Here is a 15743-nt window from a genome sequence, read left to right on the forward strand (position 1 = left end):
CACTTGTTCCCTTGGAAGGCTCTCTGCAGGTAGGTCAAAACGCTGGTTGGCGGCTGATTTGAATCAGTTTTGTGCCACCTGCGGGCCACCCGATCCACTGCGCTTGTGCACGTAACCGAGGTGCCGACTACTGGGGTCGGACAGGGAGATAAGCACATGGCCAAGTTAATCGGTGTTGTCAGCAAGGTGGTTGGGGAAGTCTTCGCGGTGGCGGGAGATGGCAGCCGCCGAAGCCTGGTCGAAGGCGACCGACTGTTTGCCGGCGAGCAACTGCAGACCGGCGCGGCCGGTGCGGTGGCGGTGCAACTGACCAACGGCCATGAGCTGACCCTGGGGCGCGACAGCAGCCTGGGCCTTTCCCCGCAATTGCTGGCTGGCCAGGCGCCGCAGATTCACGCCTCCGAAGACCTTGCGCCGAGCCAGGCGCAGTTGACCGATGTGCAGCAGTTGCAAAAAGCCATCGCCGCCGGTGACGACCCGACCCAGACCGCTGAAGCCACGGCTGCCGGGCAAACCGGCAGCACGGCGGCGGGTGAGTTGGGCGGCGGGCACTCCTTTGTGCTGTTGACCGAAGTCGCCGGGCGCGTGGAGCCGGTCATCGGCTTTCCTACGGCAGGGTTTGGTGGGATTCCCGAGTTCCCGTTGTTCCAGGTCGCCGGCCAGCCGGACACCGGCAACGGCCAGCCTGTGGTGGTGCCTCCCGACAACCCGGTGAGCCTGGGTGGGCTGGAGGTCGAGGGCGGCGAGTTGACGCTCAACGAGGCCAATCTTGCCCAAGGCTCGGCCAGCAACCCGGCGGCGCTGGTGCAAAGCGGCACCTTCAGCGTCACAGCGCCCGATGGTCTGCAAAGCCTGACGGTGGGCGGCATCAGTGTGGTCAGCGGCGGGGTGGCCAGCAGCTTCCCGCAAACTATCACCACCGGGCTGGGCAATACCCTGAGCATCACCGGTTATAACGCGGCCACCGGGGTGATCAGCTACAGCTACACCTTGACCGGCAACGAGGCCCATCCGTCAGGTGGCGGCACCAACAGCCTGGGCGAGCAATTTGCGGTAGTGGCCACCGACAGCGATAACGACACCGCCACCGGCTCGCTGGATATCACCATTGTCGATGACGTGCCCAAGGCGCTGGATGACAGCCATGAGGGCAGCGCTTCGGAAAGCCTGTTGACCCTCAGCGGCAACGTCCTGGACAACGACACCCAGGGCGCCGACCGAGTCGCCAGTGGCCCGATCACGGGCGGTACGTTCACGGGTCAATATGGCACTTTGGTGCTGGCGGCCGATGGCAGCTACACCTACACGTTGAACAGCGCCGACCCTGATTTTGTCGCGCTGCAGGGCGGCGGTAATGGCACGGAAACCTTCACCTACACCCTGACCGACGCCGATGGCGACAGCAGCACCGCCAACCTGGTGCTGCAAGTGCACAACAACGACGACCCGGTGGTGATCGGCGGCATCAGCGTGAATGGCGCTGACCTGACCCTTTACGAAAAAAACCTGGTGGATGGCAGCAGCCCCGACGCTGGCGCGCTGACCCGCACCGGCAGCCTGACCGTATCGGCCGTGGACGGTTTGCAGAACCTGTCCGTGGGCGGTATCAACGTGGTGTCCGGTGGTGTCGCCGCCGGCTTCCCGCAATCGATCGCCACCGGCCTGGGCAATACCCTGACCATCACCGGGTTTGACCCGGCCACCGGGGTGATCAGCTACAGCTACACCCTGACCGGCACCGAGGCGCACCCGTCGGCGGGAGGGGTGAATGAGCTGACCGAGAGCTTCAGCGTTATCGCCAATGACACCAACAACAGCACCGCCACCGGCACCCTGCACGTGAGTGTGGTGGACGATGTACCGACAGCTGCCGATGACAGCAATGCACAAGTGGCCTCCGAAAGCCTGCTGACCCTGAGCGGCACGGTATTGACCAATGACGTGCAAGGCGCTGATCGGGTCGCGTCCGGGCCGGTGACGCCGGGCTCCTTCACGGGGCTCTACGGCACGCTGGAGTTGGCGGCGAATGGCACTTATGTGTACACGCTGAACCCGGCCGACAGCGACTTCCTGGGGTTGCACGGTGGCGGCAATGGGACGGAGACGTTTACCTACACCTTGACGGATGCCGACGGTGATACCAGCACCGCGAACCTGGTGTTGCAGGTGCATAACAACGACGACCCGGTGGTGCTGACGGGACTTGAGGTGAATGGCGGGGAGGTCACGGTCTACGAGAAAAACCTGCCGCTGGGCAGTGCTATCGACGGGCCTGCGTTGACCCAATCCGGCACTTTCACCGTGACGGCATTGGACGGCCTGAAAAACCTCACTGTGGGCGGCATTAGCGTCGTCACCAACGGCGTCGCCGCGACGTTCCCGCAGTCGGAACCCACCGGCTTCGGCAACACCCTGACCATCACTGGCTACAACGCCAGCACTGGGGTGATCAGCTACAGCTACACCCTCAACGGCACCGATAGCCACCCAACCGGAGCGGGCACCAATAGCATCAGTGAGTCGTTTGCGGTGGTTGCGACCGACAGCAACAACAGCAGCGCCAACGGTTCACTGGACGTGAATGTGGTCGACGACGTGCCCAAAGCCGTCGATGACAATCCAGCGGGTGTCGCCTCCGAAAGCCTGCTGACCCTGAGCGGCAGCGTGCTGGGCAATGACGTGCAAGGCGCCGACCGCATCGCTACCGGCCCCGTCACGCCAAATACCATCGTCGGCACCTACGGCACCCTGCAACTGTTCGCCGATGGCAGCTACATCTACACCCTGGACAAGACTGATCCGCAGTTCATGGCGCTGAATGGCGGTGGCAGTGGCACTGAAACCTTCACCTACCAACTGAACGACAGCGACGGTGATACCAGCACCGCGAACCTGGTGTTGCAGGTGCATAACAACGACGACCCGGTGGTGTTGACGGGACTCGAGGTGAATGGCGGGGAGGTCACGGTCTACGAGAAAAACCTGCCGCTGGGCAGTGCTATCGACGGGCCTGCGTTGACCCAATCCGGCACCTTCACCGTGACGGCGTTGGATGGCCTGAACAACCTGACTGTGGGCGGCATTAGCGTCGTCACCAACGGCGTCGCCGCGACGTTCCCGCAGTCGGAACCCACCGGCTTCGGCAACACCCTGACCATCACCGGTTACAACGCCAGCACTGGGGTGATCAGCTACAGCTACACCCTCAACGGCACCGATAGCCACCCAACCGGCGCTGGAACTAACAGCATCAGTGAGTCGTTTGCGGTGGTTGCGACCGACAGTAACAACAGCAGCGCCAACGGTTCACTGGACGTGAATGTGGTCGACGATGTGCCAAAAGCTGTTGACGACAATCCCGCAGGCATCGCCTCCGAAAGCCTGCTGACCCTGAGCGGTAGCGTGCTGGGCAATGACGTACAAGGCGCCGACCGCATCGCCACCGGCCCGGTTACGCCAAACACCATCGTCGGTACCTACGGCACCCTGCAACTGTTCGCCGACGGCAGCTACATCTACACCCTGGACAAGACTGACCCGCAGTTCATGGCCCTAAATGGCGGTGGCAGCGGCACTGAAACCTTCACCTACCAACTGAACGACAGCGACGGCGATACCAGCACCGCGAACCTGGTGCTGCAAGTGCATAACAACGACGACCCGGTGGTGTTGACCGGCTTAGACGTCACCGGCGGCGAAGTCACGGTCTACGAGAAAAACCTGCCGCTGGGCAGTGCTATTGACGGGCCTGCGCTGACCCAATCCGGCACCTTCACGGTGACGGCATTGGACGGCTTGAAAAACCTTACTGTGGGCGGGATTAGCGTCGTCACCAACGGCGTCGCCGCGACGTTCCCGCAGTCGGAACCCACCGGCTTCGGCAACACCCTGACCATCACCGGTTACAACGCCAGCACTGGGGTGATCAGCTACAGCTACACCCTCAACGGCACCGATAGCCACCCAACCGGCGCTGGAACTAACAGCATCAGTGAGTCGTTTGCGGTGGTTGCGACCGACAGTAACAACAGCAGCGCCAACGGTTCACTGGACGTGAATGTGGTCGACGATGTGCCAAAAGCTGTTGACGACAATCCCGCAGGCATCGCCTCCGAAAGCCTGCTGACCCTGAGCGGTAGCGTGCTGGGCAATGACGTACAAGGCGCCGACCGCATCGCCACCGGCCCGGTTACGCCAAACACCATCGTCGGTACCTACGGCACCCTGCAACTGTTCGCCGACGGCAGCTACATCTACACCCTGGACAAGACTGACCCGCAGTTCATGGCCCTAAATGGCGGTGGCAGCGGCACTGAAACCTTCACCTACCAACTGAACGACAGCGACGGCGATACCAGCACCGCGAACCTGGTGCTGCAAGTGCATAACAACGACGACCCGGTGGTGTTGACCGGCTTAGACGTCACCGGCGGCGAAGTCACGGTCTACGAGAAAAACCTGCCGCTGGGCAGTGCTATTGACGGGCCTGCGCTGACCCAATCCGGCACCTTCACGGTGACGGCATTGGACGGCTTGAAAAACCTTACTGTGGGCGGGATTAGCGTCGTCACCAACGGCGTCGCCGCGACGTTCCCGCAGTCGGAACCCACCGGCTTCGGCAACACCCTGACCATCACCGGTTACAACGCCAGCACTGGGGTGATCAGCTACAGCTACACCCTCAACGGCACTGACAGCCACCCAACCGGCGCGGGTATCAATAGCATCAGTGAGTCGTTTGCGGTGGTTGCGACCGACAGCAACAACAGCAGTGCCAATGGCTCCCTGGACGTGAATGTGGTCGACGATGTGCCAAAAGCCGTCGACGACAATCCGGCGGGTATCGCCTCCGAAAGCCAGCTCATCCTCAGCGGCAGTGTTCTCGGTAACGACGTACAAGGCGCCGACCGCATCGCCACCGGCCCGGTTACGCCAAACACCATCGTCGGCACCTACGGCACCCTGCAACTGTTTGCCGATGGCAGCTACACCTACACCCTCGACAAGACCGACCCACAATTCGTCGCCCTTCACGGTGGGGGGAACGGCACCGAGACCTTCACTTATCAGTTGAACGACAGCGATGGCGATACCAGCACCGCCAAACTGGTGCTACAGGTGCATAACAACAACGATCCGGTGGTGCTGACCGGTCTGGACCTCACCGGCGGTGAGTTGACCGTCTTTGAAAAAAACCTGATCGATGGTTCCAGCCCCAACACCCCCTTGCTGACCCAGACCGGTACCTTCACCGTGACGGCCCTGGACGGTTTGAAGAACCTCACGGTCGGCGGCCTGAACGTGGTGACCAACGGCGTCGTAGCCACCTTCCCGCTGTCGGAAGGCACCCTGCTGGGCAACAACTTTACGGTGGTCGGCTACGACCCCAACACCGGGGTGGTCAGCTACCGCTACACCCTGCTCGACAATGAAATGCACCCCAATGCCAGCGGTGACAACAGCCTGCCCGAGCACATCACGGTCACGGCCAGCGATTACGACACCAATACGGCCACGGGCACGATCGATATCAACATCATCGACGACCTGCCCACCGCCAACCCTGACGTGCGCTCGGTGGCAGAAGGCGGTGTGGTCAGCGCCAATGTGCTGGGCAATGACGTCGGCGGCGCCGATAGCCCCACGTTGGCCGGCGCGGTGGTCGGGGTGCGGGCGGGGAGCAATACCGGCACCCCGGCCAGTGGTGGCCTGGGCGTGAATATCAACGGCAACTTCGGTTACCTGACCCTGGATGCGAACGGCAATGCCGTGTACCACAGCAACCCCAACTCGGTGAGCCCGCCGGGAGCCGTGGATACCTTCGTGTATACCGTGCGCGATGGCGACGGTGACTTGAGCACCACGACCCTGACCATTACGGTGGCCGACAGCGGCCTGGTGGCGACAGTCGACGGCGACGTCACGGTCTACGAGAAAGCCCTGGACTTGAACCTCGACGGCCAGGACCTGGCGCCCGGCACCGTGGTCGGCAGCGACCCGACCGCCACCAGCGAAACCGCCAGCGGCACCCTGGTGGGGTCGGCCACGGGTGGCAGTGGCCCGTTGAGTTTCAGCCTGGTGGGCAGCGCAACGGGCAGCTATGGGCAGATCCTGCTCAACCCCAACGGCACCTACACCTACACCCTGACGTCGGCTCCCAAGACTTTGCCCAACAGCAACGATGGGCCGAATGTGCTGACCGAGACTTTCACCTACAAGGCCACCGACCAACTGGGCAACTCCACCACCAGCAGCATCGTGGTGAGCATCGTCGATGACGTGCCCAAAGTGGTGTCCAGCGCACGTGAGGTCACGGCCACGGAGGTAGATTCCAACCTGCTGCTGATCATCGATATTTCCGGCAGCATGAACGACCCGTCCGGGGCCGGTGGTTCGCGGCTCGACCTGGCCAAGGCCTCCATCGTCGAGTTGCTCAACCGCTATGACGAGATGGGTGATGTGAAGGTGCAGATCGTGACCTTCAATGACAGCTCCCAGCAATTGAGCAGCCAGTGGGTCAGCGTCGCCACGGCCAAGTCCTTGGTCAACGGCCTCACCGCGTTCAACGGCACTAACTACGATTCGGCCCTCGGCACCGCGCAGACCGCCTACGGCACTGCCGGCAAGCTGGAAGGTGCGCAGAACGTGGCGTATTTCTTCTCGGACGGTAACCCCACCACGTCCAACACCAATAACCCGAACAACCCCGGCAACGTGGTCAACCCGGAATACGGTGATGGGATCGACGCCACTGAAGAAGGTGTATGGCGCGCCTTCCTCGATGCCAACGGCATCAAGGCCTATGCCATTGGCCTGGGGGCGGGGGTCAACAGTATTTACCTGGACCCGGTGGCCTACGACGGCAGCACCCACACCAACACCAACGCGGTGGTAGTGGCCAACCTGGCGGGCCTGGATGCGGTGCTGGCCGGTACGGTACAGGGCGCGCCGGTCACCGGCAGCCTGCTGACGGACGGCTCGTTCGGTGCCGATGGTGGCTTCGTCAAATCCCTCACGGTGGACGGCATCACCTACACCTACAACCCCGCGGCGGGGGGCTCGATGAGCGCCAACCTGCCGGGCGGGCATGGCACGTTCGACACCGTCAGCAACAGCGTCACCATCACCACCAACCAGGGCGGCACGCTGATAGTGGACATGGACAACGGCGAGTTCCGCTACACACCGCCCAAGCTGACCGGCTCGCTGGTCACCGAAACCTTTGGGGTGATCGTCAGCGACAACGACGGCGACCTGGCGAGTTCCAGCCTGGTGGTCAAGGTCAACCCCAACGTGGCGCCGGTGGCCGGTGACGACCATGTGATCACCAATATCCTGTCGGGCAATATCGTGGTGCCTGCCGAGTTGCTGCTGGCCAATGACAGTGATGCCAACCATGACAACCTGACGGCTATTCCTACCAGTTTTCCAACCGGCTGGGTGGCCACCAAGGGCGTCAGCTTTACCGGGTCGGGGAGCCGATCGTTCATCAACCCCAGCAGCACAACCCTGGCGGATGTGCGTACCTCCTTTGCCCGCGACTCGGCGGCCATGACCGCTTTACTCGTGGTCAGCGGTAACCTCGGCGCGGTCGGCAACAGTAATGCCGAAGACCGCATTACGGTCAGCCTCAAGGCGGGTGAAACCCTCAACCTGGATCACAACCTGGCGAGCGGTAACGTCATCATGGCGTACTCGATCAATGGCGGCCCCGAGACCGTCATTCCCGATGGCACGACCTTGCCTGCTGCAGCGATGGACAGCACCTATCAGATCCATATCACCAACGTCACCAACCCGACAGGCAGCGGGGTCAATAGCGCCGAAAACTACCAGTTGAGCATGAAGATCAACTACTCCGGCGCCCAGGACTACACGCCGGACTACCACGGTAACTACTCGGTCAGCGATAACCACGGCGGCAGTGACAGCGCTGCCGTGGACATCAGCTACCAGGCCGGCACCACCCTCAACGGGACCAGCGGCGATGACATCATCCTGGCCGGAGCGGGCAACAATATCCTCAATGGCGGCGACGGCAACGATGTGCTGAGCGCTGGTAACGGCAACAACGAGATGCACGGCGGCAATGGCAATGACCTGCTGTTCAGTGGCATCGGCAACGACCTGCTCGATGGCGGGGCGGGCATCGATACGGTCAGCTATGCCCACGCCACGGCAGGCGTGACCGTCAACCTTGGCCTGGCGAGCGCGCAAATCACCGGCGGGGCCGGGACCGATACATTGATGGCCCTGGAAAACCTGGTGGGTTCCAACTTCAATGACTTCCTCACTGGCAACGGCAACAACAACCTGATCTCCGGCGGGCTGGGCAATGACACCCTCAAGGGCGAGGGTGGCGATGACATCCTGATCGGCGGCCCGGGCAACAACACCCTGACCGGTGGCCCTGGTGCCGATACGTTCCAGTACCTGACGGGCAACAGCGGGCACGATGTCATCACCGACTTTGGCGTGGGCACCGACAAGCTGGACCTCTCGCAATTGTTGCAAGGGGAGAATGCGACGGCGGCGTCCCTGGATGACTACCTGCACTTCAAGGTCACGGGCAGTGGGGCCACGTTGTTGACCACCATCGACATCAGCGCCGTGGCCGGTGCCACGCCGACCCAGACCATCGACCTGGCCGGGGTCAACCTGGCGACCCAATACGGTGTGACACCGGGTGCGGGCGGGCTGATTGCGGGTGGCGCGGATACCGCGACGATCATCAACGGGATGTTGAATGACCATTCGTTGAAGGTGGATACGGTCTGAGCGGATCCTTGCAACGCAAAACACTGTGCAGCAGCCGGCTTGCCGACGATGGCGATCAATAGGTCGCCATCGCCGACAGGCGTTTTTGGCGCTGTTAGCGCATTGAGTTATAAGCACCATACTTTGCGTGATATGGCCCGCCAGCGTTTGCCGGTATGATAGGCGCCCCCGCAGTCTGGATTGCGAATACGCCATGACCCTGCAATACCCAACCATCGCCGATTGCGTCGGCAACACACCTTTGGTCCGCTTGCAGCGCATGGCGGGTAACACCAGCAATACCTTGCTGCTCAAGCTCGAGGGGAATAACCCGGCGGGCTCGGTCAAGGACCGCCCGGCGCTGTCGATGATCGCCCGTGCCGAGCAGCGCGGGCAGATCAAGCCCGGCGACACCCTGATCGAAGCCACTTCCGGTAATACCGGGATCGCCCTGGCCATGGCCGCGGCGATCAAAGGCTACAAAATGATCCTGATCATGCCCGACAACGGCAGCGCCGAGCGCAAGGCCGCAATGACCGCCTATGGCGCCGAGCTGGTACTGGTGACCCCGGAAGAGGGCATGGAAGGCGCACGCGATCTTGCCGAGCGCATGGCCGCCAAAGGCCGTGGCCAGGTGTTGGACCAGTTCGCCAACGGTGACAACCCCGAGGCGCACTACACCAGCACCGGCCCGGAGATCTGGCGCCAGACCCAGGGCACCATCACCCATTTCGTCAGCTCCATGGGCACCACCGGCACCATCATGGGCAACTCGCGCTACCTCAAGGAGCAGAACCCGGCGATCCAGATCGTTGGCCTGCAACCGATGGAAGGCGCGGCGATCCCGGGGATCCGTCGTTGGCCCGAAGAGTATCTGCCCAAGATCTACAACGCTGCCCGCGTCGATCGCATCATCGACATGGCCCAGCGCGAAGCCGAAGACACCACCCGTCGCCTCGCCCGTGAAGAAGGCATCTTCTGTGGCGTGTCCTCCGGTGGCGCCGTGGCCGGCATGTTGCGCCTGTCTGCAGAACTGGAAAACGCGGTGATCGTCGCGATCATCTGTGACCGAGGCGACCGTTACCTGTCGACCGGCATTTTCGACGCGCCCAACTGATGGCCAAGCAAGAGCGAGGCCTGCGCTTCCAGCCCACGGGCGGCAGCCGGGCGCCCCAAATCCCGGTCGGCAAGAAACAACGCCTGACCATCGAGCGCCTGGCCAATGACGGCCGGGGGATCGTGTTTTTCGAAGGTCGCACCTGGTTTGTGGTGGGCGCCCTGGCCGGCGAAGAGGTCGAGGCGCGGGTGCTCGGAGCCCATGGCAAAGTGGTCGAGGCCCGCACCGAGCGGGTGTTCCAGGCCAGCGAACTGCGCCGCCCGGCGCCGTGCGTGCATGCTGGCCGTTGTGGCGGTTGCAGCCTGCAACACCTGCCCCATGCCGAACAGCTTGCCCTGAAACAGCGCATGCTCGCCGAGCAATTGTCCCGTGTTGCCGGGGTCGAGCCCCAGGAGTGGGCAGCGCCGTTGAGCGGCCCCGAGTTCGGCTATCGCCGCCGGGCGCGGGTCGCCGTGCGTTGGGATGCCAAGGCCAAGCGCCTGGACGTGGGTTTTCGCGCCGTGGCCAGCCAGGACATCGTCGCCATCGATGATTGCCCGGTGCTGGTACAGGCCTTGCAACCGATCATGCAGCGCCTGCCCAACATGTTGCGGCGCCTGAGCAAACCTCAGGCCCTGGGGCATGTGGAACTGTTCAGTGGCTCGTCGATTGCCGTGTTGCTGCGGCATATGGCGCCCCTGTCGGAGGCAGACCTGCTGGTGCTGCAAGAATTCTGCGGGTTCCATGACGCCCAGTTGTGGCTGCATGGCGAGGGCGAGCCGCAGCCGTTCGCGGCCGGGGCGGCCCTGGGCTATCGTCTGGAGCAGTGGGACCTGGAGCTGGCGTACCGGCCGGGGGATTTTGTGCAGGTCAATGCCGGGGTCAACGAGGCGATGGTGGCCCAGGCGCTGGATTGGTTGGCCCCGCGTTCCGACGAACGGGTGCTGGACCTGTTCTGCGGCCTTGGCAACTTTGCCTTGCCCCTGGCTCGCCAAGTGCGTGAAGTGGTGGCGGTAGAGGGCGTGCAGGCCATGGTGGACCGCGCAGCCCTCAACGCCGGCAGCAATAATTTGCATAATGTGCAGTTTTTTCAGGCCGATTTGTCCCAGCCTTTGAGTGATGCGCAATGGGCCAAAGCAGGCTTTTGTGCGGTACTCTTGGACCCACCCCGCGATGGTGCCCTGGAGGTTGTGCGCAAGCTCGCCACTCTGGGGGCTGATCGCCTGGTGTATGTGTCCTGCAATCCAGCCACGCTGGCGCGGGACACTGTCGAGTTGGTCAAGCAAGGCTACCGGCTAAAACGTGCCGGGATCCTCGATATGTTTCCGCAAACCGCGCATGTCGAGGCGATGGCGTTATTTGAAGCGAGCTAGGATGCTCGCTTAGTCCGACTGGCCTGCGTTCTCCAGGGCCTGTGACCTGCCAGGGAGTTCGCGGTACAAGGGTCAGCGATTTTGACGCGCTACAGGCGCGTCGTAGGGAAGGTAAGCAAGATGGTACAGGTGAGAGCACACCAGCCGATCAACACCGACGGCAGTATCAATCTCGAGGCATGGCTGGATCATGCCATCAGTGTCGATCCGGCACTGGACCGTGAAGCCTTGAAAGCCGCCTGCGAGTTCGCTCGCGAGGCTGAACAGCAAGACAATGCGGCCAAGAATCTTTGGGCCGAAGGAACCTCCAGTTTTCGTACCGGGCTTGAAATCGCCGAGATCCTCGCCGACCTCAAGCTGGATCAGGATTCGCTGATCGCCGCGGTGCTCTATCGCGGCGTGCGCGAAGGGCATATCGCGTTGCCCTTGGTCAGCCAGCGTTTCGGCGCGGTGGTGGCCAAGCTGATCGATGGCGTGCTGCGCATGGCCGCGATCAGCGCCAGCCTCAGCCCGCGCCAGTCGATGGTGCTGGGCACCCAGGGCCAGGTGGAAAACCTGCGCAAGATGCTGGTGGCGATGGTCGACGACGTGCGCGTCGCCCTGATCAAGCTGGCCGAACGCACCTGCGCGATCCGTGCGGTGAAAACCGCCGATGACGAAAAGCGCAACCGTGTCGCCCGCGAGGTCTTCGACATCTATGCGCCCCTGGCCCACCGCCTGGGGATCGGCCATATCAAGTGGGAGCTGGAGGACTTGTCCTTCCGCTACCTCGAACCCGATCAATACAAACAGATCGCCACCCTGCTGCATGAGCGGCGGCTGGACCGTGAGCGCTTTATCAGCGATGTGATGGGCCAGTTGCGCTCGGAGTTGCAGGCCACCGGTGTCGAGGCCGATATCAGCGGTCGCGCCAAGCACATCTATTCGATCTGGCGCAAAATGCAGCGCAAGGGCCTGGCCTTCAGCCAGATCTACGACGTGCGCGCCGTGCGTGTGCTGGTACCGGAAATGCGCGATTGCTACACCGCGCTGGGCATCGTCCACACCCTGTGGCGGCATATTCCCAAGGAATTCGACGACTACATCGCCAACCCCAAGGAAAACGGCTACCGCTCGCTGCACACCGCGGTGATCGGCCCCGAGGGCAAGGTGCTGGAAGTGCAGATCCGCACCCACGCCATGCACGAGGAAGCCGAGCTGGGGGTTTGCGCGCACTGGCGCTACAAGGGCACCGACGTCAAGGCGGGCTCCAACCAGTACGAAGAGAAAATCTCCTGGCTGCGCCAAGTGCTGGAGTGGCACGAGGAACTGGGCGATATCGGCGGCCTGGCCGAGCAGTTGCGGGTGGATATCGAGCCTGACCGGGTCTACATCTTCACCCCCGACGGCCACGCCATCGACCTGCCCAAGGGCGCGACGCCGCTGGACTTCGCCTATCGCGTGCACACCGAGATCGGCCACAACTGCCGTGGCGCCAAGATCAATGGGCGCATCGTGCCGCTCAACTACAGCCTGCAGACCGGGGAACAGGTCGAGATCATCACCAGCAAGCACGGCACGCCGAGCCGCGACTGGCTGAACCCGAACCTGGGCTACATCACCACATCGCGGGCGCGGGCGAAGATTGTCCACTGGTTCAAGCTGCAGGCGCGGGACCAGAACGTCGCCGCCGGCAAGACCCTGCTCGAACGCGAACTGGGACGCCTGGGCCTGCCCCAGGTGGATTTCGACAAGTTGGCCGAAAAAGCCAACATGAAGATTGCCGAGGATATGTTCGCCGCCCTCGGCGCCGGCGACTTGCGCCTGGCGCAACTGGTCAACCTGGCCCAGCAGTTGGTGGAACCGGAGCGCGGCAGCGAGCAACTGGAGCTGATTCCGCGCAAGGCCACGGGCTACAAGCCGGGCAAGCGCGGCGATATCCAGATCCAGGGCGTGGGCAACCTGATGACCCAGATGGCCGGCTGCTGCCAGCCGTTGCCGGGCGACGCGATCGTCGGCTACATCACCCAGGGCCGTGGGGTGAGCATTCACCGCCAGGATTGTGCCTCGGTGTTGCAACTGGGCGGGCGCGAGCCGGAGCGGATTATCCAGGTCAGCTGGGGCCCGGTGCCGGTGCTCACCTACCCGGTGGACATCATCATCCGCGCCTACGACCGTTCGGGGTTGCTGCGTGACGTCTCGCAAGTGCTGCTCAACGAGCGGATCAACGTACTGGCGGTCAACACCCGCTCGAACAAGGAGGACAACACTGCGTTGATGTCCCTGACCATCGAGATTCCGGGGCTGGACGCGTTGGGGCGGCTGCTGGGGCGTATTTCCCAGTTGCCGAACATCATCGAGACCCGGCGTAACCGCACGCCATGAGTCGCTGGATGAGTGCGGCCTGAAATGTGGGAGCGGGCTTGTGTAGGAGCTGGCTTGCCTGCGATGCAGGCGCCTCGGTCTACCCGATACCGAGGTGCCTGCATCGCGGGCAAGCCCGGCTCCCACATTTGCTCGGTGGTTTTCCCACTTGATCGGATAGAGAACGATGTATTCACTTGAAGACCTGCTACACCTGATGAACCGCCTGCGCGACCCGCAATACGGTTGCCCGTGGGACATCAAGCAAACCTACGCCAGCATCGTGCCCCACACCCTGGAAGAAGCCTACGAAGTCGCCGACGCCATCGAGCGCGGGGATTTTGATCATCTGCAAGGCGAGCTGGGCGACCTGTTGTTCCAGGTGGTGTATTACAGCCAGTTGGCCCGGGAAGAAGGGCGCTTCGAGTTTGCCGGCGTGATCGACAGCATCACCCGCAAGCTGATTCGCCGCCATCCCCATGTGTTCCCCACCGGTGACCTGTATGCGCCGCTGGATATTCCTCAGTTAAACGAAGAGCAGGTCAAGGCGCGCTGGGAGCAAATCAAGGCCGAGGAGCGCGCAGAAAAATCCGACGCCCCGCAGCAACTGTCCCTGCTCGATGATGTGCCTACCGCCTTGCCATCCCTGTCTCGCGCGGCCAAATTGCAAAAGCGCGCCAGCCAGGTCGGCTTCGACTGGCCGGCGGCGTTGCCGGTGGTGGATAACGTACGTGAAGAGCTCGATGAAGTGCTCCAAGCCATGGCCGACAACGACCCGGCAGCGATTGCCGATGAAGTCGGTGACCTGCTGTTTGCGGCGGTCAACCTGGCGCGGCACCTCAAGGTGGACCCGGAAACCGCCCTGCGCGGTGCCAATGCCAAATTCGAAAGGCGATTCCGATTTATCGAACAGGCATTGCGCGACACCCACCGTCCCATGGAAGATTGCACCCTCGAAGAGTTGGACGCCCTATGGGGCGAAGCCAAACGCCAGGAAAAGAATGTGTCCAACTGCGGTTGAGCAGTTGCCTAAGTGAGTAAGCACCATGAGCATTTCCCTTCGCGACCAGTTGCTCAAAGCAGGCCTGGTCAATCAGAAGCAGGCCAAGCAGGTCGGCAAAGACAAGCAGAAGCAGCAGCGCCTGGTTCACAAAGGCCAGGCCCAGGCCGATGACACCCAGCAGCGCCTGGCCCTGGAAGCGCAGGCCGAGAAGGTCAAGCGCGACCAGGAGCTCAACCGCCAGCAGCAGGAAAAGGTCGAGGCCAAGGCCCGTGCCGCGCAGGTCAAGCAATTGATCGAGACCTCGCGCCTGCCCAAGTTGACCACCGAGGACTACTACAATTTCGTGGACGACAAGAAGGTCAAGCGCCTGTCGGTCAACACCTTGATGCGCAACAAGCTGAGCAACGGCTCGTTGGCGATTGTCCATCACGGCGGCGGCTACGAAGTGATCCCGCGGGAGGCCGCGCTGAAAATCCAGGAGCGCGCCCCTGAGCGTATCGTGCAGATGAACATCCTCACCGAGGCCCAGGTGCCGGATGAAGATGATCCGTATGCCGCCTACCAGATCCCTGACGATCTGATGTGGTAAGGCGTTAAAACAACAAACCCCGCTCAAAAGGCGGGGTTTGTGTTTATAGGCACTGCGGCTGCGTGGGCCGGGTGGCTATGGGATTTCAGTTACTCAGGAGCTAGATGCCTGGCGTCTCATTTCGAGGGTTTCGAGCTCGTTTTTATAGTTATGGGCGTCGCACTCGTTGTGAAACATACCGACCAGCAGGTCTTGTTGATGTACATCCCAGATATGAATTCCGTGGGCCAGGGCCTCGTGGGACATATGGGCATCGTCGCGTTCCGTTACTTTTACTGTCATCTGCTTGCTCCAGTCTCTGGTTGATCTGCGGCAAGGCGTCGCAGGCCTTTGTTATATATTTTGTTAGCTTGCTAAGTAAACTGACTTTGCGCGCAACAATTCATTGCAGCAAACGCAACAATGCTCCAGGCCACGTAAACCGCGACATTGCGTCGCAGGGGGCGGGGTTTTATGACAAAAGTTTCATGTTTGAGTGAGGCTTTGGCCGTGTGCCGGGCATCCCACCGCTATCGCAGGCAAGCCAGCTTGGAATGCGCTCACCTGTGGGAGCTGGCTTGCCTGCGATAGATAGCGCCAGTC

Annotated in this window: 7 protein-coding genes; 6 read left to right on the forward strand and 1 reads right to left on the reverse strand. The window is 62.3% G+C overall.

The genetic code is table 11. The features are described from left to right. The first annotated feature begins 156 nt into the window (after positions 1–156). From HBO19_RS13980 to HBO19_RS14005, 6 genes are all read left to right on the forward strand, one after another. Complete coding sequence (locus HBO19_RS13980; protein ID WP_170057703.1) at positions 157–8778, forward strand: retention module-containing protein; 8622 nt, start codon at positions 157–159, stop codon at positions 8776–8778. Between the two features lie 193 nt (positions 8779–8971). After that, positions 8972–9874, forward strand: coding sequence for a cysteine synthase CysM (gene cysM, locus HBO19_RS13985; RefSeq protein WP_170057704.1), 903 nt, complete (start codon positions 8972–8974; stop codon positions 9872–9874). Then, positions 9874–11226, forward strand: coding sequence for a 23S rRNA (uracil(1939)-C(5))-methyltransferase RlmD (gene rlmD, locus HBO19_RS13990; protein WP_170057705.1), 1353 nt, complete (start codon positions 9874–9876; stop codon positions 11224–11226). The genes cysM and rlmD overlap by 1 nt, the downstream gene beginning before the upstream one ends. Positions 11227–11346: 120 nt before the next feature. Next, positions 11347–13590 carry a GTP diphosphokinase gene (gene relA, locus HBO19_RS13995; protein ID WP_169956980.1) on the forward strand — a complete coding sequence of 748 codons (2244 nt, stop codon included), beginning with the start codon at positions 11347–11349 and terminating at the stop codon, positions 13588–13590. 166 nt (positions 13591–13756) lie between these two features. Continuing rightward, positions 13757–14590 carry a nucleoside triphosphate pyrophosphohydrolase gene (gene mazG / locus HBO19_RS14000; protein ID WP_170043284.1) on the forward strand — a complete coding sequence of 278 codons (834 nt, stop codon included), beginning with the start codon at positions 13757–13759 and terminating at the stop codon, positions 14588–14590. A gap of 25 nt (positions 14591–14615) precedes the next feature. Further along, positions 14616–15161 (forward strand): DUF2058 domain-containing protein, encoded by a 546-nt coding sequence (locus tag HBO19_RS14005; protein WP_076963006.1) that lies wholly within the window; start codon positions 14616–14618, stop codon positions 15159–15161. Positions 15162–15254: 93 nt separating this feature from the next. Here the strand turns inward: HBO19_RS14005 and HBO19_RS14010 are convergent, their stop codons facing one another. Continuing rightward, positions 15255–15443 (reverse strand): hypothetical protein, encoded by a 189-nt coding sequence (locus HBO19_RS14010; protein WP_032857031.1) that lies wholly within the window; start codon positions 15441–15443, stop codon positions 15255–15257. Positions 15444–15743 lie beyond the last annotated feature (300 nt).

This window comes from Pseudomonas sp. WS 5021, assembly GCF_012985535.1.
In the GTDB taxonomy this organism is placed as follows: Bacteria; Pseudomonadota; Gammaproteobacteria; order Pseudomonadales; family Pseudomonadaceae; genus Aquipseudomonas.

Coding starts and splice junctions, on each gene's coding strand:
- HBO19_RS13980 (WP_170057703.1), top strand. CDS start 157: ATGGCCAAGTTAATCGGTGTTGTCAGCAAGGTGGTTGGGGAAGTCTTC.
- cysM (WP_170057704.1), top strand. CDS start 8,972: ATGACCCTGCAATACCCAACCATCGCCGATTGCGTCGGCAACACACCT.
- rlmD (WP_170057705.1), top strand. CDS start 9,874: ATGGCCAAGCAAGAGCGAGGCCTGCGCTTCCAGCCCACGGGCGGCAGC.
- relA (WP_169956980.1), top strand. CDS start 11,347: ATGGTACAGGTGAGAGCACACCAGCCGATCAACACCGACGGCAGTATC.
- mazG (WP_170043284.1), top strand. CDS start 13,757: ATGTATTCACTTGAAGACCTGCTACACCTGATGAACCGCCTGCGCGAC.
- HBO19_RS14005 (WP_076963006.1), top strand. CDS start 14,616: ATGAGCATTTCCCTTCGCGACCAGTTGCTCAAAGCAGGCCTGGTCAAT.
- HBO19_RS14010 (WP_032857031.1), bottom strand. CDS start 15,443: ATGACAGTAAAAGTAACGGAACGCGACGATGCCCATATGTCCCACGAG.